20 protein-coding genes are annotated in these 21,675 nt (G+C 72.9%); 13 read left to right on the top strand and 7 right to left on the bottom strand.

The annotated features are described in order from the left end of the window. Positions 1 to 78 precede the first annotated feature (78 nt). Positions 79 to 636 (top strand): DUF6082 family protein, encoded by a 558-nt coding sequence (locus AQJ58_RS09760; protein ID WP_067247410.1) that lies wholly within the window; start codon positions 79 to 81, stop codon positions 634 to 636. 211 nt (positions 637 to 847) lie between these two features. Next, positions 848 to 1,087 (top strand): hypothetical protein, encoded by a 240-nt coding sequence (locus AQJ58_RS09765; protein ID WP_107122000.1) that lies wholly within the window; start codon positions 848 to 850, stop codon positions 1,085 to 1,087. A gap of 175 nt (positions 1,088 to 1,262) precedes the next feature. On the opposite strand, the gene AQJ58_RS09770 is transcribed toward AQJ58_RS09765, so the two are convergent. The 3 genes from AQJ58_RS09770 to AQJ58_RS09780 are packed head-to-tail and all read right to left on the bottom strand — an operon-like array spanning position 1,263 to position 4,048. After that, a complete protein-coding gene (locus tag AQJ58_RS09770; RefSeq protein WP_107122001.1) occupies positions 1,263 to 2,300 on the bottom strand; it encodes an NAD(P)/FAD-dependent oxidoreductase in 1,038 nt (345 codons plus the stop codon). Next, positions 2,297 to 2,812 (bottom strand): isoprenylcysteine carboxyl methyltransferase family protein, encoded by a 516-nt coding sequence (locus AQJ58_RS09775; RefSeq protein ID WP_067247415.1) that lies wholly within the window; start codon positions 2,810 to 2,812, stop codon positions 2,297 to 2,299. The genes AQJ58_RS09770 and AQJ58_RS09775 overlap by 4 nt, the downstream gene beginning before the upstream one ends. A gap of 9 nt (positions 2,813 to 2,821) precedes the next feature. Then, positions 2,822 to 4,048, bottom strand: coding sequence for a type III polyketide synthase (locus AQJ58_RS09780; RefSeq protein ID WP_079078804.1), 1,227 nt, complete (start codon positions 4,046 to 4,048; stop codon positions 2,822 to 2,824). A 247-nt stretch (positions 4,049 to 4,295) separates the two neighbouring features. Between AQJ58_RS09780 and AQJ58_RS09785 the strand changes: the two genes are divergently transcribed. Beyond that, on the top strand, positions 4,296 to 5,153 hold the full coding sequence (locus tag AQJ58_RS09785; protein WP_107122013.1) for a UbiA family prenyltransferase: 858 nt from the start codon (positions 4,296 to 4,298) through the stop codon (positions 5,151 to 5,153). Between the two features lie 234 nt (positions 5,154 to 5,387). Continuing rightward, positions 5,388 to 6,038 carry a hypothetical protein gene (locus tag AQJ58_RS09790; protein ID WP_067247417.1) on the top strand — a complete coding sequence of 217 codons (651 nt, stop codon included), beginning with the start codon at positions 5,388 to 5,390 and terminating at the stop codon, positions 6,036 to 6,038. A gap of 39 nt (positions 6,039 to 6,077) precedes the next feature. Here AQJ58_RS09790 and AQJ58_RS09795 read toward each other — a convergent pair whose 3' ends face one another. Further along, entirely contained in the window at positions 6,078 to 6,722 is a 645-nt protein-coding gene (locus AQJ58_RS09795) for a DUF488 domain-containing protein (RefSeq protein WP_079078805.1), read from the bottom strand. 427 nt (positions 6,723 to 7,149) lie between these two features. Between AQJ58_RS09795 and AQJ58_RS09800 the strand changes: the two genes are divergently transcribed. The 9 genes from AQJ58_RS09800 to AQJ58_RS09840 all read left to right on the top strand — a co-directional run bounded on the left by AQJ58_RS09800 (position 7,150) and on the right by AQJ58_RS09840 (position 18,653). Then, on the top strand, positions 7,150 to 8,208 hold the full coding sequence (locus AQJ58_RS09800) for a LacI family DNA-binding transcriptional regulator (RefSeq protein WP_067247420.1): 1,059 nt from the start codon (positions 7,150 to 7,152) through the stop codon (positions 8,206 to 8,208). Positions 8,209 to 8,649: 441 nt separating this feature from the next. Beyond that, positions 8,650 to 10,158, top strand: coding sequence for a glycoside hydrolase family 32 protein (locus AQJ58_RS09805; RefSeq protein ID WP_067247423.1), 1,509 nt, complete (start codon positions 8,650 to 8,652; stop codon positions 10,156 to 10,158). A 182-nt stretch (positions 10,159 to 10,340) separates the two neighbouring features. Next, positions 10,341 to 11,687: an ABC transporter substrate-binding protein gene (locus AQJ58_RS09810; RefSeq protein ID WP_067247426.1), complete on the top strand. Its 1,347-nt coding sequence runs from the start codon at positions 10,341 to 10,343 to the stop codon at positions 11,685 to 11,687. Between the two features lie 86 nt (positions 11,688 to 11,773). Further along, on the top strand, positions 11,774 to 12,754 hold the full coding sequence (locus tag AQJ58_RS09815) for a carbohydrate ABC transporter permease (RefSeq protein WP_067247817.1): 981 nt from the start codon (positions 11,774 to 11,776) through the stop codon (positions 12,752 to 12,754). A gap of 2 nt (positions 12,755 to 12,756) precedes the next feature. Continuing rightward, the gene (locus AQJ58_RS09820; RefSeq protein ID WP_079078806.1) at positions 12,757 to 13,593 is read left to right on the top strand and encodes a carbohydrate ABC transporter permease; all 837 of its coding nucleotides are present in this window, start codon (positions 12,757 to 12,759) and stop codon (positions 13,591 to 13,593) included. A gap of 234 nt (positions 13,594 to 13,827) precedes the next feature. Further along, positions 13,828 to 15,081, top strand: coding sequence for a citrate synthase (locus AQJ58_RS09825; RefSeq protein WP_067247428.1), 1,254 nt, complete (start codon positions 13,828 to 13,830; stop codon positions 15,079 to 15,081). A 139-nt stretch (positions 15,082 to 15,220) separates the two neighbouring features. Beyond that, on the top strand, positions 15,221 to 16,162 hold the full coding sequence (locus AQJ58_RS09830) for a ferredoxin family protein (RefSeq protein ID WP_067247431.1): 942 nt from the start codon (positions 15,221 to 15,223) through the stop codon (positions 16,160 to 16,162). Positions 16,163 to 16,305: 143 nt separating this feature from the next. After that, positions 16,306 to 17,976, top strand: a complete 1,671-nt coding sequence (locus tag AQJ58_RS09835; RefSeq protein WP_067247434.1) for a sensor histidine kinase — start codon at positions 16,306 to 16,308, stop codon at positions 17,974 to 17,976. Then, entirely contained in the window at positions 17,973 to 18,653 is a 681-nt protein-coding gene (locus AQJ58_RS09840) for a response regulator (RefSeq protein ID WP_067247436.1), read from the top strand. Before AQJ58_RS09835 ends, AQJ58_RS09840 begins: the two co-directional genes overlap by 4 nt. A 21-nt stretch (positions 18,654 to 18,674) precedes the next feature. Here the strand turns inward: AQJ58_RS09840 and AQJ58_RS09845 are convergent, their stop codons facing one another. The 3 genes from AQJ58_RS09845 to AQJ58_RS09855 form a co-directional block, all read right to left on the bottom strand. Next, positions 18,675 to 19,730 carry an ABC transporter substrate-binding protein gene (locus AQJ58_RS09845; RefSeq protein WP_067247438.1) on the bottom strand — a complete coding sequence of 352 codons (1,056 nt, stop codon included), beginning with the start codon at positions 19,728 to 19,730 and terminating at the stop codon, positions 18,675 to 18,677. A gap of 115 nt (positions 19,731 to 19,845) precedes the next feature. Continuing rightward, complete coding sequence (locus AQJ58_RS09850) at positions 19,846 to 20,709, bottom strand: ABC transporter permease (protein ID WP_067247441.1); 864 nt, start codon at positions 20,707 to 20,709, stop codon at positions 19,846 to 19,848. Continuing rightward, positions 20,699 to 21,514 (bottom strand): ABC transporter ATP-binding protein, encoded by an 816-nt coding sequence (locus AQJ58_RS09855; RefSeq protein ID WP_067247443.1) that lies wholly within the window; start codon positions 21,512 to 21,514, stop codon positions 20,699 to 20,701. Before AQJ58_RS09855 ends, AQJ58_RS09850 begins: the two co-directional genes overlap by 11 nt. Positions 21,515 to 21,675: the final 161 nt, after the last annotated feature.

Here is a 21,675-nt window from a genome sequence, read left to right on the forward strand (position 1 = left end):
GCCGCCCACCCCGCCGGTACCCGTCACTCCACCCGCACCCCGACGACCGGCGCACGGCCGCCTGATTCGGGGGTTGACATGGCCACACAGAAGTCTCGGACGCGGGGGCTCGCTCCTGTCGCCGCGGCGGGCCTCGGCCTCGCGGCCGGTGCCCTCGCGGCACTCACCGTCCAGCGAAGCACCCTCACCGCGCTGCGCACCCGGCTGGAGCGCCTGGAACGGGCGGTCCCCGCGCCGCCCGACACGAACCTCGCCCACCAGCAGCGGCTGCACTGGGAACTGCTGAGCAAGGCGATCGACAGCCCCGAGCTGGCCGAGGTGCTGGACATCTTCGAGGTGCCGGCGTCGCCCCAGAAGCGACGGCAGTACCTGTTCGCCAACGCCCTGTACACGAACCTTCTCTTCTACCACCGCATCGGCAACCTCACCCGCGAGGAGTTCCACGGCCGGATGCGCGGACTGCTCCAGAACCCCGTCGTCCGGGAGTACTGGTACGCCACCCAGGGTCAGCGCGCGACCCTCCCCGCCGACTCGGTCGAGGCCGACCTCGGCCGCATGGTCGACGAGCTGCTGCGGCAGCTCGAAGAGGCCGATGTGGACGAGTGGTGGGTGGTGGGCGAGCCACCGGCCGAGTAGACGGCGCGCGCCGTGAGGTTCACGCCGACGGCCCATAACGAACCGATCAAGTGCACAGTTGAGGGGGGCGTCAGGGAGTTGACTCGCGCTTGATCGCGTAGAGGACCCCACACCATCGTCGCCTACGCCGCCGGATGACGAGTGCACCCCACAGGGTCCGCCTTGCACCGAGCAGTCGTCGTGCGCAAGCCAAGGACCAAGGGAAACAACAGTGAGTCAGATCATCCGTCGGATCGGTGCGGCCCCAGCCGAGCGGGGGAGCACGGGCGGGGGCAACTGCCCCGACATCTTCGAGTTGGCCGACGGGAACTTCGCCGTGATCGGTACGGACGCCACGGATTCGCTGGATCCCGGTCTCCCGTCCGACGCCTCCCGCGCCGACTACGAACGCATCGTCGTCATCACCCGCGAGACCCTGATTCGTGCGAAGGCCGACATCCCGGACGCGTGACACCGCTTCGGGGAGGGCCGTCCGGCACCGGCACCGGCGGCCCGCGTCGGGTGGCCGGTGCGCCACCGCGTCGCGCGGCCCGGTCCGCCGGCCGGGCCTGCGCAGCGCAGGCCCGAGCGGGGGCCGTCCCGGGCCGGTCCGGACCGCTGCACGGCGCCGTCGCCTCCGGCTCGGTTCAGGCGAGTGCGTTCACCGCTGCCGCGAAGACCCGCGGCAGCCGGGCGGCCGCCGGGGTGATGCGCGGGCCCAGAGCGCGCTGTGTGCGGGCCCGCACCAGGGTTTCGGTGAGGAGCCGGTGGCGGCGGGTGACTCGGCGCCAGTCGCTCTCGTAGCGGCCCGGGGTGCCGCGGCGGACGTTGGCGACCAGGACCTCGGCGCCCGTGAGCGCGAGGGAGATGCCCTCGCCGGTCAGCGCGTCGACGTAGCCGGCGGCGTCGCCGACCAGCAGGACCCGCCCGTGGACGCGGGTACGGGCGCGCTGGCGCAGCGGCCCCGCGCCGCGCACCGGGGTGACGGCCGCTTCCGGCGGGAGCCGCGCCACCAGTTCGGGGAACGCCCGCAGGTGGTCGCCGAAGGGGGCGCGGCGGCCCGTCAGCAGGGCGACACCGACCAGCCCGGGACCGAGCGGGGTGACGTACGCCTCCCCCTCCACGCCCCAGTGCACCTCGACGTACGACGACCAGGGCGGCACCGCGTAATGCCGGCGCAGCCCGTACCGCGCCTCCCCCGCGCCCCGCGGTGGGGCGCCGAGGCCCAGGGCGCGGCGTACCGGCGAGTGCAGCCCGTCCGCGGCCACGAGCCACCGGGCGCGCAGTCCCGTGCCGGGGACAGTCACGCCCGCGCCGTCCTGCCGCACCTCCGCCACCCGCAGCGGCAGGACGGGCACACCCGCATCCAGCACGGCGCGGTGCAGGGCGCCGTGCAGGGCCGTGCGGCGCACGCCGAGACCGGGCCCGCGCCGGAACGCGGCCTGCACCGCGCGGGGTCCCTGGACGTACCGGATGCCGGCCAGGGGGCGGCCGGGGACCTCCAGTCCCAGCGCGCCGAGGGCGCGGACGGCGCCCGGCATCAGGCCCTCACCGCACGCCTTGTCGACCGGCGCGGGGCGCGGCTCGACGACGACCGTGTCGAGACCGGCGCGCGCCGCGTGCAGGGCAGTGGCCAGACCGGCGGGTCCGCCTCCGGCGATCACCAGGTCGTGCACGGGTCTCACGCGGGCCCCGCGAGGGCCAGAGCGGTGTTCTCACAGCGGACGCGGACCGTCAGCAGCGCCGCGTTGGCGAGGCTGAAGGCGGCCGCGGTCAGCCAGGCGGAGTGCACGAGCGGAAGCGCGGCGATCTCCACGACCACCGCGAGATAGTTGGGGTGGCGCAGGAAACGGTAGGGTCCCGCGGCGACCAGGCGGGCCCCGGGCACGACGATGACCCGGGTGTTCCAGAATGGTCCGAGCGTGGTCACGCACCACCAGCGCAGTCCCTGGGCCAGCACCGCGAGCGCCAGCATGGGCCAGCCCAGAGCGGGCAGGAAGGGCCGGTCCGCCAGCGCGGGTTCGAGCAGACAGCACACCAGCAGCCCCGTGTGCAGGGCGACCATGACGGGGTAGTGCCCCCGGCCGTGCTCCACTCCGGCGCGGGCGAGGGTCAGGGCGGCGTTGCGCCGGGCGACGAGGAGTTCCGCGAGGCGTTCGGCGGCGACGGCGAGGAGGACCAGCGCGTACCAGGACATGGGCATCCCTCACCAGCGCAGGAGGACGAGTTCGGAGCAGAAGCCGGGCCCCATCGCGAGCAGCAGACCCCAGGTGCCGGGCGCGGGCCGGCCGGCCGCCCGGATGCTCTCCAGGACGTGCAGGACGGAGACCGAGGACATGTTCCCCGCCGCCGCGAGGGAGCGCCGCGCCAGGTCCAGGGCATCGGGCGGCAGCTCCAGTGCGTCGGTCAGCGCGGACAGCACCCTCGGGCCGCCCGGATGACACACCCAGGTTCCGATGTCCTCGACGGTGAGACCGTGTTCGGCGAGGAAGTCGCGCAGGTCGCGGCCGACGTGCTCGCGCACGAGGGCCGGCACGCCCGCGTCGATCACCACACGGAATCCGCCGGCCCCGATCTCCCATCCGAGCAGCCGCTCGCTGTCCGGGTACAGACGGCTGCGCGTGGCGACCACCGACGGGCCGGCCGCCGCGTCGGGTGGTCCGGCATGTGGTCCGGCGCCGCCGCGGCGCGCCACGAGCGCGGCCGCGCCGTCGCCGAACAGGGCGCCGGCGACGAGGTTGGCGCGCGAGTCGTCGCGCCGCTGGAGCGTCAGCGAGCACAGTTCCACGGTGAGCAGGACCGCGACGCCGCCGGGATGCCCGCGCAGGTAGTCGTGCACCCGGGCGAGTCCCGCGGCGCCCGCCACGCATCCCAGGCCGAACACCGGCAGCCTCTTGACGTCGGGCCGCAGTCCGATGCGTCCGGCAAGGCGTGCGTCGAGGGACGGCGCTGCGACGCCGGTGATGGAGGCGCACACGAGCAGGTCCACGTCGGCCGGCCCGAGCCCCGCCTCCGTCAGCGCCCCCGTCACGGCCGCCTCGCCCAGCTCCAGGCCCGCCGCGAGCCACGCGTCGTTCGCCTGCCCGAAGTCGCCGAGAGCGGCGTACCGCTCGATCGGCAGGGCGAGGTGGCGTGTACGCACCCCGGAGGCGGCGTGCAGACGGCGCAGCACCGCGCGGTCGGCCCCCGGGGGCAGACACAGGTCGCCGATCCGCTCGGTGAGGTCCTCCTGGGCGTACCGGTGCGGGGGCAACACGGTCCGGACGGCGGCGACGGTCGTGGTGGGGGCGGCCGGGGCGGGAGCGGGCACCGTGCCGGCGGGCGTGGCGGGGGCGGGCGCGGCAGGGGCGGGCGTGGCGGGGGCGGTTGCCGTGTCGGCGGGCCTGGGGGCGGTGGGGGTCGTCGCGGCGCCGGTGGCGGGCGCGGCGGTCATGGCGGTGGCGGCGGCGGTCGTCATGGCGGTGGCGGTGGTCATGGCGGTGGCAGCGGCGGTCGTCATGGCGGTGGCGGCCGTGTTACCGGTGGCGGCCGTCCGGCCGGGCGCGAGCGACGGCGCGGCCGCGGCGGCCGGAGGACCGGCGGACGGGGCCGCGGCGGGGGACGCCGCTGCGTCGGCGATCGCGGGGACACGCATGCCGGCAATGCCTTCCTCGTGCCGGATGCCCGCCTACCGTGCGTACGTGTCTCTCCACCCGTCTGGGGCTCTCCCCCGTACGGCATACGGGCTCTCGGCGCTGCTGCGCTCGTGTCACCCGGAGCCGGCGCTCGCCGTCACCGTGTTCGTGTCGGCCCTGGCCGTGGCGGCCGGCCGCGGGGCGGCGGGGTCGGCGGCGGTGGCGGCTGCCGTTCTGGCCGGCCAGCTCTCGGTCGGCTGGTGCAACGACGCGGCCGACGCACGGCGCGACACGGCCCGCGGCCGCCGTGACAAACCGGTGGCGGCGGGCGAACTGCCGCCCCGGGCGGTGGCCGTGGCGGCCGGGACGGCGTTGGGGCTGTGCGTCCCCCTGTCCCTGTTGAGCGGCGCCGCCGCCGGAGCGGTACACCTCGGGGGCGTGGCCGCCGGCTGGGCCTACAACCTGCGGCTGAAGCGGACCGTGCTCTCACCGCTGCCCTACGCCGTCGGCTTCGCCTCGCTGCCGGCGTTCGTCACCCTCGGCCCACCGTCCCAGACGTGGCCCGCATGGTGGGCGACTACGGCGGGGGCGCTGCTCGGCGTCGGCGCGCACCTGGTGAACGTCCTCCCGGACATCGACGACGATCTCGCCACCGGGGTGCGCGGGCTGCCGCAGCGGCTGGGCCGTCCGGTCTGCCGCCGGCTGGCCCCTGCCGTGATGCTGACCGCCGTGGCCGCGGTCGTGGCCGGGCCGCCCGGGCCGGTCGGGCTCATGGATCGCGTCCTGGCGGCGGCGGCCGGGATCGTCGCGGTCGCGGGCAGTGCCCTGCCGGGGGAGGTGAGCCGATGGCCGTTCCGGGCGTCGATCGCGGTGGCCGGACTGGCCGTGGCGCTGCTCCTGCTGCGGGGCGCCGGCATGGGCTGAGCGGGTCCGCTTCCGGCTGCGTGCGTTTCCGTGCGCCCGCGACGGGGGACTCGCCGCGTGTGGTGGCGTACGGAGCGGAACAGCGGGTGCTCCTGCCCGCGTGGCGGACCGGCCGGGTCGCGCAGACCTTCGTCCACTGGGCCTACCGGCCGCGGGAGGCGCAGTTCTCTGAGGGGGTCAGGCAGGTCGCCTCGGCCCCCCGAGGCCCTGCGCCCGGTGTTCCGGAGTGAGCGGATGAGGACGAGGCCGCCAGGGCGCGGGCGGTCCGGCAGACCCTCGCGGCTGCGCTTCGACGGCTGGATCGCCGGTCTGGGCACCACGTCCGGGACACGCGTCGTGCTCGGGCACTGGGAGCGGTCGCCGTTCGGGCCGTTCAGCGATGTGATGCTCGAACGGGCCGACGGTGAACGGATTCTGCTGGCGCCCACCCGGGAGACGGCCGACTTCGTCAGCGGCACCTACACGTTCGACTCGGTCCGCCTCGTCGCGGTCGACGTCCGCGTCTCGGGCCGCACCTGGACGGTCACGGCGGGGCCGCTCGGCCTGCGCTTCCGCACCGGCCGACGAAGGTTCCTCGGGCTCCTGTTGCGTGCCGTTCCGGGCGTCCTCGCCCGGCGTCCGGCATGGGCGGCGCTGACCGACCGGCCGGCCCGGGTGCTGCTGTCCGGCGTACGGACGCGGGGCAGCGCCGGCGCGGGTCGCCGTGAGTGGTACGGCGCCCGTGACCTGCGGGCGGTGTGCGCGGTGTCGGCGGTGTTCGAGGGCACCGACCTCGGCGGGCCGGCGCCCGTCGAGCCGCCGGTCCGCTTCGGTTTCGGATCGGTGCCACGACGCCCCGGGCTCACCCGGGTCACCACGACGGTGGAACTGCCGTCGGCGCGGTGAGCGGCCCGGCCGGGTGCGTCCGGCGGGCCCGCATCGCGATCACGCATCCGCCGGGCCCGGCTCGCGATCGTTCCCTCTGCTCCCGCAGCGCACGCCAAGCCAGTCCGGCAGTACGCCCGGGCGGGGCTCGCGCTCGCTGATCGCTCCCGCGAGGCCGTCGTAGACGTCGTAGACGAGGAGCCCGTCCGCGCGCAGCCGGACCCCGGCCGTCGGGACATGGGCGCCGACGCGGCCGCCGGGCAGGAGGTGGCGGACGGGTGTGTCGCGGGCGACCACCGCGAAGTCGGCGATGAGACGCCGGTGACAGCGCCACCAGACGGCTTCGCTGCACATCACCGCGGTACGGACGCGGGCGGCGTCGGCCAGCAGCCGGTCCACGGCGGTGACGAACTCGGGGGAACGGGTGTGGGCGGCGTAACCGCGGAAGGAAACGTTGCGCCAGACGGTGTCGGGGCTGTCCGGGGGCGGTCTGCGGAAACCGCCGAGCGCGGGCTCCCACCGGTAGTCGATCCCGGCGTGCGGCAGCCATTCGGCGAGCCGCTGCCGGGACACGTCGGGATTGCGCCGACTGCCCGGAGCGGTGCGGACGTCCACCACGTACCTGACACCGGCGTCGTGCAGCAGAGCGGTGATCCGGTCACGGTCGGCGGTGCTGTACCCGAAGGTGAACAGGGGTTTTTCCATACGCCCGGCGCCTCCTCGGACGGAAGGACGGAAGAGCCCGCTCTGCGGCGCGCGCGTGGGTGGTGTGGGAGAAGTCGTCGTCGCTCTTCGGGTTCCCGGCGGTGACCACCCCATGACCGGAATCAGACTTTTCGTAGCGCAGTCGGCCGGAGGTTCGCTCGCGGGCGCACCCAGCACCGTGGCGGCCGGCGCCGTACGTACGCGAGCGAACCGGCGGCCTGCGCACCCGGCCCTCGCGCCGCCCTCGCGCCGCCCTCGCGCCACCCTCGGGCCGCCCTCGCGCCGCCGTTCGACATGTCGTGGCCACGAGTTCGTCACGAGCCATTGACAGTGGCTTCGGCGACCGGGCACCCTCATGTCCACACGGTTGGCTAAACGATTAGGCAAACCGAAATCAGCCGGAATCAACCATCTTGGGACAGGGATCATGGCGCGCCGGATCGGGATCAAGGACGTGGCCGCGGCGGCGGGCGTATCGACCGCGACCGTGTCGCACGTCCTGAACCGGGTCGAGGGCAAGCGCATCAGCGAGGAGACGCGTCAGCGCGTCTGGAAGGCCGCCGACGAGCTCGGGTACGCGCCCAACGGACTGGCCCGCGGGCTGAGGACGCAGCGGTCGCAGACCATCGGCTTCGTCAGCGACCAGATCGCCACCACCCCCCACGCGGGCCGCATGATCCTGGGAGCCCAGGAGGCCGCAGCCGCCGAGGGGCTGGTGCTTCTGCTGGTCAACACCAGCGGCGACGCCGAACTGGAGCGCACCAGCATCGAGATGCTGCTCCAGCGGCAGGTGGACGGTGTGGTGTACGCGGCCATGTACCACCGCATCGTGGAACTGCCGGAGGCTCTGCGGACGACGCCCACGGTGCTGCTCGACGCGGGATCGGCCGACCCCGCGGTGCCCTCCGTGGTGCCCGACGAGGTCCAGGGCGGTTACGCCGCGGTGCGCGAGCTGACCGATCACGGCCACCGCCGGATCGGCGTGACCGTACAGACGGTCGACCTGCCCGCCCGCAACGGCCGCCTGGAGGGCTACCGGAAGGCACTGGCCGAGATCGGCGTCGCCTACGACCCCTCGCTGGTCGCGGCCGAGACGGCGGTGCCGTTCAACACCGTCGGCGGTGACGTGGAGACGGGCTACCGGGCCGCGCGGCGCCTGCTGACGGCGGACCGGCCTCCCACCGCCCTGTTCTGCTTCAACGACCGGATGGCCGCCGGTGCCTACCGGGCCGCAGCAGAGCTGGGACTGTCCGTCCCCGGCGACCTGTCGGTCATCGGGTTCGACAACCAGGAGCTGGTCTGCGAGTCGGTTCACCCGCAGCTGAGCACGGTCCAGCTCCCGCACTACGAGATGGGGGCACGGGCCGTGGCCCAGTTGCTCGCTCTCACCAAGTCTCCGGGCCGGCCACCGGGCCCGGACCTGCACGAGAAGCTGCCTTGCCCGCTGGTGGCGCGGGCATCGGTCGCTCCGCCGTCCCGACTCTGACCCCGGGACGACGGAGCAACACCGTGACAGGCGACCGTCGGAACCGGTCGTCGGTCCTGTCAGTTCACGCAACACAGTGAGGGTACACAGATGTCCCCCGAGTCCTTCGGCGAGCGGCCGAGCCGGCATTCCCGCCCCCTGTCCGACAGCGCCTCGGAGTACTGAGCCGCGCCCTTCCCGCCGACCGGCAGTCGGCGCTCGATACGGCCTTCCCGCGCCCCTTCGCCGCATCAGGCGATCCGTCCCGCCCGCCCCCTGAGGAGGGCGGGCGGCGGGCGCCGGGGGAAGGCGCCTTCACCGGGTCCCGCGGGGAGTTCGCGGCCGGCCGGGTCCGGTCACGTACGTCCTCGCACACTCCGCCGCACCCATCGAGTCCTCGCATGCTCCGTCGTACCCATCGAGTCCTCGCACACTCCGCCGCACCCATCGAAAGGCACGCGTGTGTCCACCGCGCCCTGCGATCCGTACCGGCCCGTCGCGCACCTGCGACCGCCCCGGAACTGGATCAACGACCCCAACGGGCTGGTCTTCCATGACGGTCACTATCACGTCTTCTACCAGTACAACCCCTCCGGCGCGACGCACGCGAACATGCACTGGGGCCACTTCCGCAGTCCCGACCTGCTGAGCTGGGAGCCGCTGCCGATCGCCCTGTCCCCGGCCCCGGGCGGCGTGGACGCCGACGGCTGCTTCTCCGGCAACGCCGTCTCCGACGGCGACCGTCTAATCGCCTTCTACTCCGCGAACCGCTGGGACCGCTCACCCCAGCACCAGCCGGTCACCACCGCCACCTCCCACGACGGCGGCCGGACCTTCACCCCGCGGGGCGACCTGGCCATCCCCACCTGGCCCGGGGAATGCACCATGTACCGCGACCCGTACGTGTGGCGGGACGGCGAGCGGTGGCGGATGCTGGTCGGCGCCGCCCTCGCCGACGGCCGGGGCGCGGCCCTGCTCTACGAGTCGGCGGACCTGGAGACCTGGACCTACCTGGGCCCCTTCGAAGGCCGCGGGCAGACACCGGTCGGCGGCACCGGCCTGCACACCGGCGAGGGCTGGGAATGCCCGCAGTACCTCCCGCCGCGGTCGGGCCACCCCGGGGCCCTCATCTTCAGTGCCTGGAACGACCACGACGGCGACCGCTGTGTCACCGCCCTGATCGGCGAGGACCACGGCGACGCCTTCGAGGCCGGCCCGCCCGTGCTCGTCGACCACGGGCCGGACTGCTACGCGCCCGCCCTGTTGCGCGCACCCGGCGGCCGCTGGCTGCTGTGGGGCTGGTCCGCGGAGGCCCGCGAGGAGAGCTGGGCGGTCGCCGACGGATGGGCGGGCACCCTGACCCTGCCCCGCGAGATCTCCATGGGCGCCGACGGCACACTGCACCAGCGTCCGGCCGCCGAACTCCTCGCCCTGCGCGGCGGGCACACGCTGCACGCGGAGGGCGCGACGCACGGCGCCCGGCCCGTGGAACTGGGCGGTGTGGGCCGCGCCTTCGACCTGACGGCCAGGCTGGAGACGACCGGGACGGCGGGCCTGCGGCTGCTCACCGGCCCGGGGGCCGCCGAGTACCTCGACATCCGCCTCGACGCCGCCGCGGGCGAACTGGTCGTCGACCGCGACCACGCCTCGCTGGACAGCCGCGCCCGCGGCGGTTCCTACCGGATGCCGTGCCCCACGGGGCACCCGGTCGAGCTGCGGCTGGTCGTCGACCACTCCCTCGCCGAGGTCTTCCTGACCACCACCGGCCAGGTGCTCACCCTGCGCTTCTACCCGACGGGCGACGGCCCCTGGCGCCTTGTCGCCCGCGCCGCGCCGGACACCCGCCTGAGCTACACGGTCGACGCCTGGCAGCTGCTGCCGCTCACGGTCAAGGAGCCGAGCACCGGCACCGGCACCGGCCTGCCGCACGGGCAGGTCCCCATGACGGAGTCGTCGCCCGCGCCCTCGTAGAGCGCGTGCCGATCCCGAGATCCCCCACACCCGCGCACCACCCGTCTCACCACCCGTCTCACCACCCACCCTCACCTCCCACGTTCACCACCCCCTCTCACCTCCCACGGTCACCACACCCACCCTCACCTCCCACATTCACCACCCACCCACACCCGCACCCCACACCGGAGGCATCCCGCATGAACCCCGGCACCACGAGATCCCCCCGCCGTACGGCAGCCACGGCCCTGGCCCTGGCCCTCCCCCTGGCCGCACTGGCCGCCTGCGGCTCCGGCGGCGGCACCGGCACCTCCGCCGAGCAGGGCAGCGGCACGGGCACCATCACCGTCTGGGCCCACCAGGGCCAGGCGAGCGAGGCCGCCGCCCTGCAGAGCGCGGTACGGACGTTCAACTCCGCGCAAAAGAAGGTCAAGGTCAAGCTGACCCTGATCCCCGACACCGACTACACCAAGACCATCACCGCCACCGACGCCTCCAAGCTGCCGGACGTGATGGAGTTCGACGGCCCGACCATGGCGAACTTCGTCTACAACAGCAAGCTCGCCGCGATCGACGACTACGTCTCCGCCAAGACCCTGGCCAACGCCACCGACGCCATCAAGGCCGAGGGCGCGATCGACGGCAAGCAGTACGGCCTGGGTATGTACGACTCGGGGCTGGGCGTCTACGGCAACAAGAAGCTGCTGGACGCCGCCGGCATCACGTACCCGACGGGGCTGTCCGACGCCTGGACCGCGGCGGAGTTCACCGACGCCGTCAAGAAGCTGGCCGCCAAGGACTCCGACGGCAAGAGCCTGGACCTCCAGGAAAGCGGTGGGTACGCCAACGAGTGGGGCACCTACGGCTTCGCGCCCCTCGTCTGGTCGGCCGGCGGCTCCCTGCTGCGGAACGGCAAGGCCGAAGGCGCCCTGGACACCCCGGCCGTGGCGGCGGCGCTGAAGACGTTCCAGTCCTGGAAGCGGTACACCGACCCCAACACCGACGGCAACGCCTTCGCCAAGGGCCGGGTCGCCCTCAGCTGGGTCGGCCACTGGATGTACCCCGCCTACAGCAAGGCCCTCGGCAAGGACCTCGTCGTCCTGCCCCTGCCCGACTTCGGCAACGGTCCCAAGACCGGCCAGGGCTCCTGGGAATGGGGCATCGGCGCGCACACCAAGAACGGCAAGGCCGCCGGCGCCTTCCTCGACTCCCTCCTCGACGACACCAACGTCACCGCGATGACCACGGCCAACGGCGCCCCTCCCGGCACCAGGTCCGCACTCGCCAAGAGCGAGCTGTACAGGCAGGGCGGCCCGCTCCAGCTCTTCGCCGACCAGCTCGCCAAGCCCTGCGGTGCCACCACCGTCGACACCTCCTGCGTCGCCGTGACCCGGCCGATCACCGCCGGGTATCCCACGGTCACCGCCAAGTTCAGCCAGGCGCTCAGCGACGTCTACGGCGGTGCCGACCCGAAGACCGCCCTGGCCAAGGCCGCCCGCGCCATCGACCAGGACTTCTCGGACAACGACGGCTACGAGCTGCCGTAGCCGGCATCCAGCAGCCGGGAGGGACGGACCCACTCTGACAGCGCCCGTCCCTCCCGGCCCGGAGGAGGACCTCTACCGTGACCATCGTGAACCCCGCCCCCGCTCCACCGGACGGGAGCAAGCCCGGCCCGTCGGCGCCCTCCGGCACACCCCCGCGGTCCCGGCGCCCGGCCCGCGCGTGGGTGCCCGGACTGCTGATGTCCGCCCCCGCGCTGGGCGGGCTGATCGCCTTCGTCGGCGTGCCGTTCGTCTACGCCGTCGTGCTGTCCTTCTACAACGTGCGGCTCGGCTCCCCGCTGCCGCCCCGCTTCTTCGGCATCGAGCAGTACCGGCGCATCTTCACCGACCCCGACCTGTCCGGCCCCTTCCTGCGGGCCCTGCTCAACAACCTGACCTTCGCCGTGGTCGTCGTACCGCTGCAGACCGGCCTCGCGCTCGGCCTGGCGATCCTGCTGAACCGCAAGCTCAAGGCGATCGGCTTCTACCGGTCCCTGTTCTTCCTGCCGGTGGTCTTCCCCATGGCCCTGGTCGCGGTCATCTGGCGGCTCATCCTCGCCCGCAGCGGAGACGGCCTGCTCAACTCCGCGCTGCACGCGGTGAGTTTCGGCAACTGGGGCGCCTTCGACTGGCTCGGCGACAGTCTGACCGCGATGGCGTCGATCATCGTGCTGTCCGTGTGGCAGGGCGTCGGCTTCCAGATGGTCATCCTGCTCGCCGGCCTCCAGCAGATCCCCGGCGAGCTCTACGAGGCCGCCGAACTCGACCGCGCTTCGCGCCGGCAGCAGTTCCGCCACGTCACCCTGCCCGGCATCCGCCCCACCCTCACCTTCGTCGCCCTGCTCACCTCCGTCCTCTCCTTTCGCGTCTTCGACCAGGTCTATGTGCTGGTCAAGGGCGGCGGACTCGACGAGGACGCCACCCGCACCGTGATGTACCAGGCCGTCACCACCGCCTTCGACCAGAACAACATCGGCCAGGCGTCCGCGATCACCGTCGTCTTCTTCCTGATCGTCGTCGCCCTGACCCTCATCCAGCGCCGCGTCGTCCGCCCCGGCACCGAGGACTGACCATGACCCGCACACCCCTGCGCCGCTTCCTCGACCACGCCGTCCTCGGCGTGCTGGCGTTCCTCTTCGTCCTGCCCGTCCTCTACCTGGTCATGGGCAGCTTCAAGCCGTCCGACCAGGTGCTCGCCGGCCTGACCGGCTTCCTCCCCACGCATCTGTCCCTCGACAACTACCGTGCCGTCCTCAGCAGCTTCGACTCCGACGCCACCGGCTACTTCTGGCGCTTCATGGGCGTCTCGATCCTGCTGTCCACCGTCGTCGTCCTCGGCGGACTGATCGTCAACTCCATGGCCGCCTACGGCCTCACCCGGCTGAAGTGGCGCGGTCAGGGCGTCGTCTTCACCGTCGTGCTGCTGCTGATGCTGGTGCCGTTCGAAGCGGTCGCCGTCCCGCTGTTCTACCTGTTCAACAACGAGCGCAACACCCTCTACATCCAGGCCGTCCCCTTCATCGCCAACGCCTTCTCCGTCTACCAGTTCGCCACCTTCTTCCGCGCCGTCCCGCCCAGCATCGAGGAAGCCGCCCGCATCGACGGCGCCGGCCCCTGGCGCACCTTCTTCGCCATCGTCGTCCCGATGTCGAAGCCCGTCTTCGCGTCCGTCGCGATCCTGACCTTCCTCACCCAGTGGGGCTCCTTCCTCTGGCCGGTCCTGATGGTCTCCGACCCGGCCGTGCGCCCGCTGCCCCTGGAGATGAGCGTCTTCCAGGGCCAGATGCCCGTCGACTGGGGCCAGGTCCTCGCCTTCGGCGTCCTGCTCGTGCTGCCGGTCCTGGTCGTCTTCGCGTTCTTCCAGCGGTGGTTCGTCCAGGGCGTCGCCAGCTCCGCCGTCAAGGGCTGACCGGCCCGGCACACGTCCACCGGCCGGGCAGGGACGAACGCCACGTCCTCTGCGGCCTGCCCCTGCCGCGTGCGGCCAACGGCGGCGTCACCGTCAGCCGCCCGGCACGGACGACGTCACCCGGTCGTGTCACTGCCCGAGGTGAGTGGACCGGGCGGCGGACAGGGTGGCGGACAGGGTGGCAGTCAGGACGTTCTCCCTTGCCATGAGTCCGCTGCGGATACGGTGGCCCCCATGCGCGATCACGAAGCCGCCCCCGGCCGTACGGACCGGCGGCTGAGCACCAAGGAGGCCGCCGATCTGCTCGGCGTGAAGCCCGAGACCGTGTACGCGTACGTGAGCCGCGGCCAGCTCAGCAGCAGACGCACACCCGGCGGCCGGAGCAGCACCTTCGACGCCCGGGAGGTCGAGGCGCTCGCGCGGCGCAACAGGCGGCCGGGCGAGGGAAGTCCGGGCGCTGGCGGCGAGTTGTCCGTGCGGACCCGGCTCACGTTCATCGACAAGGACCGGTACTACTACCGCGGCGTCGACGCGACCGAACTGGCCGCGAGGCACCCGTACGAAGAGGTCGCCGAGTGGCTGTGGACCGGCCGCCCGCACCCCGGCACCGCCTTCACGGCCCCCACCGCCTCCGTCGAGGCGGCCCGCCGCGCGGTCGACGCGCTGCCCGGACACAGCGGCCCCACCGACCGGTTGCGGGTCGCGGCGGTCGCCGCGGCGGTCGCCGATCCGCTGCGGTTCGACCTCACCGAGGCGGCCGTGCTCGGCACCGCGCGCATCCTGATCCCCACCCTGGTCGCCGCCCTCCCGCCCGTGCGGCCCACCCACCGCGACGAGGGCTCCCTGGCCCGGCGCCTGTGGGCACGGCTGACCGGGCGGCGCGTCGACGAGGCGAAGCTGCGCGTCCTGGACACCGCCCTCGGTCTGCTCGTCGACCACGACCTGGCGGCCTCGACACTCGCGGTGCGGGTCGCCGCCTCGGCCCGCGCGCACCCCTACGCGGCCGTCTCGGCCGGCCTCGGCGTCATCGAGGGAACGCTGCACGGCGCCGCGAGCGGGCTCGCGCACCGGCTGCTGGAGGAGGTCCTCGAGGTCGGCGACGCGGGGCCGGTGATCGCCCAGGAGCTGCGGGCCGGTCGCCGTGTCCCCGGCCTGGGCCACCGGCTCTACCCCGGCGAGGACCCACGCGCGCGTGCCCTGTTCGCCCTCCTGGAGGAGATTCCGGATGCGGCACCCGCCCTCGCGGCGGCACGCGACATCGTGAGCACGACCGCCCGCCACACGCCGTTGCACGCCAACGTCGACCTCGCGCTCGGTGTCCTCACCGCCTCCTTCGGCATGGAACCCGCCGCGGGCGAGACGATCTTCGCGGTGGCGCGGACGGCGGGCTGGATCGCCCACGCCCTGGAGGAGTACGGCGAACGGCCCCTGCGGATGCGCCCCAGCGGCCAGTACGTGGGAGCGAAGCCGCCCCAGGACCTTCCCTAGGGCCACGCGGGACCCGGGGAGAGGCACCGCCGGTCCCGGGGCGAGGGCCTCGCGCCGCAGCCCCCACCCCGGGCAGTCCACAGTGATCCACAGGCGCAGAGGGAGGTGCGGCGCGCCAAGTCAGGTTAGGCTCACCTCTGTGAGTACGTGTGCGACCGACTCGCGGACCCTCGGCGAGCCCATGCCCGGAACCGCGGCCACCGCCTCGACCTGGCTCCTGCTGGAGCAGGCCGGTCCGTGGGGTGCCATGGCGCTCACCTCGAGCCACCTGGACCCCGTACTGGGCCGTGCCCTGGAAGCGGCCGCCCAGGACACCGGCGTGCGGATCGCGCTCATCCGCCGCCCGGGCCGGCACGCCGACCCCGGCATGCCGCCGCCCGTACGGCAGGTGTACGCGGCCCACACCACGCCGGGGAACGTCTGGGTGCGCGCCGCCACGACCACCGACCCCGCGCGGCTGCTCGGCCTCGACTTCGCCGCGCTCGGCCGGGGCGACCACCGCAGTTTCGACACCGCGCTGCGCGGCGGCCCGCACACCGGTGATCCGCTCGCCCTCGTCTGCACCAACGGCAAGCGCGACCGCTGCTGCGCCCTGCTGGGCCGCCCGCTCGCGGCCGAGCTGGCCGCCTCGGGCGTACCGGGGGTGTGGGAGGTCACTCATCTGGGCGGTCACCGGTTCTCCCCGACGGTCCTCGTCCTGCCGCACGGCTACGTGTACGGCCGTGCCGAGGCCGGCACGGTCAAGGAGGTCCTGCACGGCGTGCGGGAGGGGCGGGTCGTCCTGGACGGCTGCCGCGGGCGATCCGCCTGGGAGCGGCCCGGACAGGCCGCGGAGCTGGCGGTGCGCCGGGCGACCGGCGAGGACCGCGCCGAGGCGCTCGACGTCGTCCTCACCACCGGCGAGGCGCCCCGCTGGGAGGTGACCGTCGCACACGCCGACGGGCGCCACTGGCGGGTCGTGGTGGCCCGGGGCGCGTCCGAGCCGCCCCGCGCCGAGAGCTGCGGGGCGTCGGTCCTCGGTCCGCCGGCACGGATGGACGTCGTGGCGGTGCGCGAACTGGTGGTGGCGGGGGTCGGCTGATCGGCCCCCCTTGTCCATGGTTGATCCCTGGCCTCACGGGGCGCGGCCGAACCGTTTCCTCATGAGCTGATCAAGAGCCGGTCAAGAGATCCACACCACACACCCCTACGGCTGCACCGCCCCGCCCACGTACCGTCTTGGACATGAGCCCCTCTCCCCCCGCCCGTCGCCTGCGCCTCGGCATGCCCCGGCGCGTCTTCTCGCAGGTGCTGCTGATGCAGCTGGCGATCGCCGCGGGAGTCGTGGTGCTCGCGACCGGTCTGTTCCTCGCCCCGCTCAGCAACCAGCTGGACGACCAGGCGATGCGCCGCGCCCTCGCCATCGCCCAGACCACGGCGGCGGTCCCGCAGATCGCCGAGGACCTGCGCCGGACCCCGCCCACGGTCGACGGCCCGGTGCAGCGCCAGGCGGAACGGATCCGCGAGGCCAGTGGCGCCGAGTACGTCGTCGTCATGGACCTGAACGGCACCCGCTGGTCGCACCGCGATCCCGACGAGGTCGGCGGCCATGTCTCGACGAACCCGCAGAAGGCACTGGCCGGCCAGGACGTGATGGAGATCGACAGCGGCACCCTGGGCCGCTCGGCCCGCGGCAAGGTACCCCTGCGCGACAGCGCGGGCGCCATCGTCGGGGCGGTCTCGGTCGGTATCGAGTACGACAGCGTGCGCGCCCGTCTGATCCATGCGATCCCGGGCCTGTTCGCCTACGCCGGCGGTGCGCTCGCCGTGGGCGCCCTGGCCGCCTGGCTGATCTCCCGACGGGTCCAGCGGCAGACCCGTGACCTGGCCTTCTCCGATATCTCGGCCTTGCTCGCGGAGCGCGAGGCGATGCTGCACGGCATCCGCGAGGGGGTCGTCGCGCTCGACCGCAGCGGCCGGGTCCGGCTGCTCAACGACGAGGCGCAGCGGCTCCTGGGCATCGGGGACGAGGCGGTGGGCCGCTCCCCCGACCAGGCGCTCGGCGAGGGACGCACGGCCGATGTCCTGGCCGGCCGGGTGACCGGCACCGACCTGATCGCCGTACGCGGACAGCGGGTCCTGGTCGTCAACCGGATGCCCACGGACGACGGCGGCGCCGTGGCCACCCTGCGCGACCGCACCGAACTGGAGCAGCTGGGCCGGGAACTGGACTCCACGCGGGGGTTGATCGACGCGCTGCGCGCCCAGGACCACGAGCACGCCAACCGGATGCACACCCTGCTCGGTCTGCTCGAACTGGAGATGTACGACGACGCCGTGGACTTCGTCGGAGAGGTGGTCGGCGACCACCGCGCCACCTCGGAGCAGGTGACCGAGAAGATCGAGGACCCGTTGCTCGCCGCGCTGCTGGTCGGCAAGGCGACCGTCGCGGCCGAGCGCGGCGTCGCCCTGTGGGTCTCCGACGGCACCCGGCTGCCGGACCGGCTCGTCGACCCGCGCGGGCTGGTCACGGTCGTCGGCAATCTCGTGGACAACGCGCTCGACGCCGTCGCCGGCACCCCGCACGCGCGCGTGGAGGTCGAACTGCGCGCGGAGAGCCGTACCGCCGTCCTGCGGGTAAGGGACACCGGACCCGGTATCCCCGCCGAACAGCGCGAGCTGGTGTTCACCGAGGGCTGGTCCACGAAGAAGCCGCCCGCGCACGGCAAGCGCGGCATCGGACTGTCCCTGGTGCGCAGGCTCGCCGAACGGCAGGGCGGCAGCGCCACGGTCGGCGAGGCGGTCGGCGGGGGCGCCGAGTTCACCGTCGTCCTTCCCGAGGCCCTGGCCGGACCCGACCTGGAACCGGCGCTGACCGCATCGGCGAACGGCACGGTCGAGGAGGAGTCGCGATGATCGAGGTCCTGGTCGTGGACGACGACACCAGGGTCGCCCGGGTCAACGCGGCGTACGTGGAGAAGGTGCCCGGCTTCCGCGTCGTCGGCGAGGCCCACAGCGCCGCCGAGGCGCTGCTCCGGCTGGAGCTGCACCCGGGCCTGGACCTGGTCCTGCTGGACCACTACCTGCCCGACGAGACGGGCCTGGAGGTCGTCCAGGAGATGCGGCGGCGCGGCCACCAGACCGATGTGATCATGGTGACGGCGGCACGGGACGTCTCGACCGTGCAGGCGGCGATGCGTCAGGGCGCCCTCCAGTACCTGGTGAAGCCGTTCAACTTCGCGGGCCTGCGCGCCAAGCTGGAGGCGTACGCCGATCTGCGCCGTACGCTCGACGGCGGCGGGGAGGCCGAACAGGCCGACGTGGACCGCATCTTCGGTGCGCTGTCCGCCTCTTCGGAGCACGGGCTGCCCAAGGGGCACTCGCCCACCACGGCCGAGCTGGTCCGCCAGTCCCTGATGAACGCCGAGGGGCCGCTGTCGGCCCAGGAGATCGCCGACCGGACCGGGGTGAGCCGCCAGACCGCCCAGCGCTATCTGAAGCTCCTGGAACGCACGGGCCGGGCCCGGCTGACCCTGAAATACGGCGACGCGGGCCGCCCGGAACACCGTTACGTGTGGGCGACCCGCGCCTGAGGGCACGGCGGGACGGGGCCGTCAGCCGGCCGCCTTCTCGACGAACTCCGTGGTGTAGGTCTTGCTCAGGTCGACGTCGGCGTTCTGGATGGCGGGGTTGAACGCCTTGAGGACCTTCTCCACGGTCTCGGGTCCCTGCGCGGGCATCACGCCGTCCTTGGTGAACATCGGCAGGGTGCTCTTGATGGCGACCGCGTACAGCGTCTTGTTGCCCTGCGAGTAGTCGGCCGGCATCTTGCCGGCGATCTCGGCGGCGCTGTGGGTGGACATCCACTGGAGCGTCTTGACGAATGCATGGGCCAACTTCTGGACGGTGTCCTTGTGGCTGTTGACCCAGTCCGTCTGCATGTACAGGCTGGACGACGGGTACGGCCCGCCCAGCGCCTCCATGGACCCCTGCGGCGTCCTCATGTCGATGAGAACCCTGCCGGCCTTCTTGTCCAGGATGTTCGCGACGGTCGGGTCGGTCGTCATGCCCGCGTCGATGGCGCCCTGCTCCAGTGCCGAGATGAACGTCGGACCGGCGCCCACCGCGACCGGGGTGAACTCGCTGACCTTCACGCCGTTCTTGACGGCGAGGTACTTGGTGAGGAAGTCGGTCGAGGAGCCGAGCCCGGTCACACCGAGCTTCCGGCCCTTGAAGTCCTCGGGCGAGGTGATCTTGCCCTCCGCCTTGGTGGAGACGATCTCCACCTCGCCGGGTGCCTGCGAGAACTGCACGACGGACTCGACGGCCTTGCCCTTCACCTGGAGGTCGAGCGTGTGGTCGTAGAAGCCGACGGCGCCCTGGACCTGGCCGGAGACGAGCGCGGTCTCGGCCTGCACACCGGCCGGCTCGCTCAGCAGCTCGACGTCGAGGCCCTCGGCGTCGAAGTAGCCGAGGCGCTGGGTGAGCATCGCGGGCAGGTAGATGACCTTGTCCAGGCCACCGACCATGATCTTGACCTTCGTCCCCTTGCCGTCCCCGCCGGAGCCGGTGGAGGCGGTGCTCGCCGCGTCGTTGGCACAGGCGGTGAGGGAGGAGAGGGCGAGCAGGCCGGCGGCGGCCAGGGCGGCGTTTCTGGCGGAGAAGCGCATGGCGGGTTCACGTCCTTGTGAGTGGGGTGGTGGTGCGGGGTGGGACGGCCGGGAGGGGCGCGGCTGGTTCGACGAAGCGGCCGACGGGGTGCGGCTGAGGACCGTTCAGCGGGTGTCAGCTGTCGGAGCCCGACGGCTTCCAGCGGAAGATGCGCCGTTCGGCGAAGGTGAGCAGCCCCTCGGCGACCAGGGCCACGACGGCGAGGATGACCATCGCCGCGTACACACCGGCCGCGTTGAACGTGCCCTGCGACTGCGCGACGAGCAGGCCGATGCCCTTGGTGGCGCCGATGTACTCGCCGACGATCGCTCCGATGAGGGCGAAGCCGAAGCTGACATGGAGGCTGGTGAAGATCCAGGAGGTGGCGGACGGGATGACGACCTGAAGCGTCACCCTGCGGTCGCTCGCCCCGAGGATGCGGGCGTTGGCGACCAGATTGCGGTCGACCTCGCGGGCCCCTTGGAAGGCGTTGAAGAAGACGGGGAAGAACACCAGGACGACGGCCGAGGCGACCTTGGAGGCGGGGCCGAGTCCGAACCAGATGACGAAGATCGGCGCGAGGACGATACGGGGGATCGAGTTGAGCACCTTGATGTATGGACCAAGGACATCGGCGAGGAAGGTGATCCGCCCGAGCGCGATACCGCACACGACACCGGCGATCACACCGATGACCCAGCCGAGCAGTGCCTCGTAGAGCGTGTACCAGATCTGTTCGCCCAGGGAGCCGAGCGCTGTCCCATGGGTGACCCACGTCCAGATCTGGTCCCAGATCTTCGAGGGCATCGAGAAGTTGAACGGATCGATGGCCTCGGCCCGGGAGAGCGCCTCCCACAGGGCGAGGACGAGCACCAGGAGCAGGACCCGGGAGGCTCCGACGACGATCTTGCGTCGACGGGCGGCCCGCGCACGCGAGTGGGCGCGATCCGGCGCCTTGACCGTGTCCGCGACGGGCGTGCTGAGGACCTCAGGCGACATGGGCGGCACCTCTTTCGCGGGTGATGCGGACCTCTTCGCCGAGGGACTCCCAGATCTCCCGGTAGATCTCGATGAACCGCGGCTCCAGGCGCACCGACTCGACCTTGCGCGGGCGCGGCAGGTCGATGTCGAAGACCTGCTTCACGGTGGCCGGCCCGGCGGTCATGACCACGACCTTGTCGGCCAGTGCGATGGACTCCTCCAGATCGTGGGTGACGAACACGACCGAGGCGCCCGTGCCCTCCCACAGCTCCAGGAGCTCGTCCGACATCAGCGCCCGCGTCTGCACGTCGAGTGCCGAGAACGGCTCGTCCATGAGCAGGATCTCGGGGTCGTTGACGAAGGTGGCGGCGAGGGCGACGCGCTTGCGCTGGCCTCCGGAGAGCTGGTGTGGGTAACGGTCCTCGAAGGCGGCGAGCCCGACCCGGGCCAGCCATTCGCGGGCCTTCTCCTTGGCTTCCGCCTTGGCCACGCCGCGGAAGCGGGGGCCCGCCATGACGTTGGACAGGACCGTGCGCCAGGGGAACGTGGCGTCCTGCTGGAAGACGAAGCCGACCTTGTCGCCGACCCCGCGCACCGACTGCCCGGCGACCAGCACCTCGCCCCGGGTCGGCTCCTCCAGCCCGCTGACCAGGGTCAGCGTGGTCGACTTACCGCAGCCGGTGGGGCCGACGACGGCCACGAACTCGCCGCGCCCGACGGTGAGGTCGAGGTCCCGGACGGCCGTGTGCAGACCTCCCGAGGGGGTCCTGAAGACCTTGCTCGCGCCCCGCAGCTCGATGGCGGGGCTGGTGTGTGCGCTCATGGCCGGGGACGGTAGAGGTGAGCCGGGACACGGCATCAGCCTTGTGGGCGCATGCGCTTCTTTTGCTTGCAAGAGGCTGTTGTGCTCGTTTTGCGCGCGCTACAACAACGGAGCCGAAACATGGGCTTTACGCCCACCAGGCCTTGAGGGAAAGAGGCCCG

Origin of the sequence: Streptomyces sp. DSM 15324, assembly GCF_001514285.1 — a bacterium.
Taxonomy (GTDB): Bacteria; Actinomycetota; Actinomycetes; order Streptomycetales; family Streptomycetaceae; genus Streptomyces.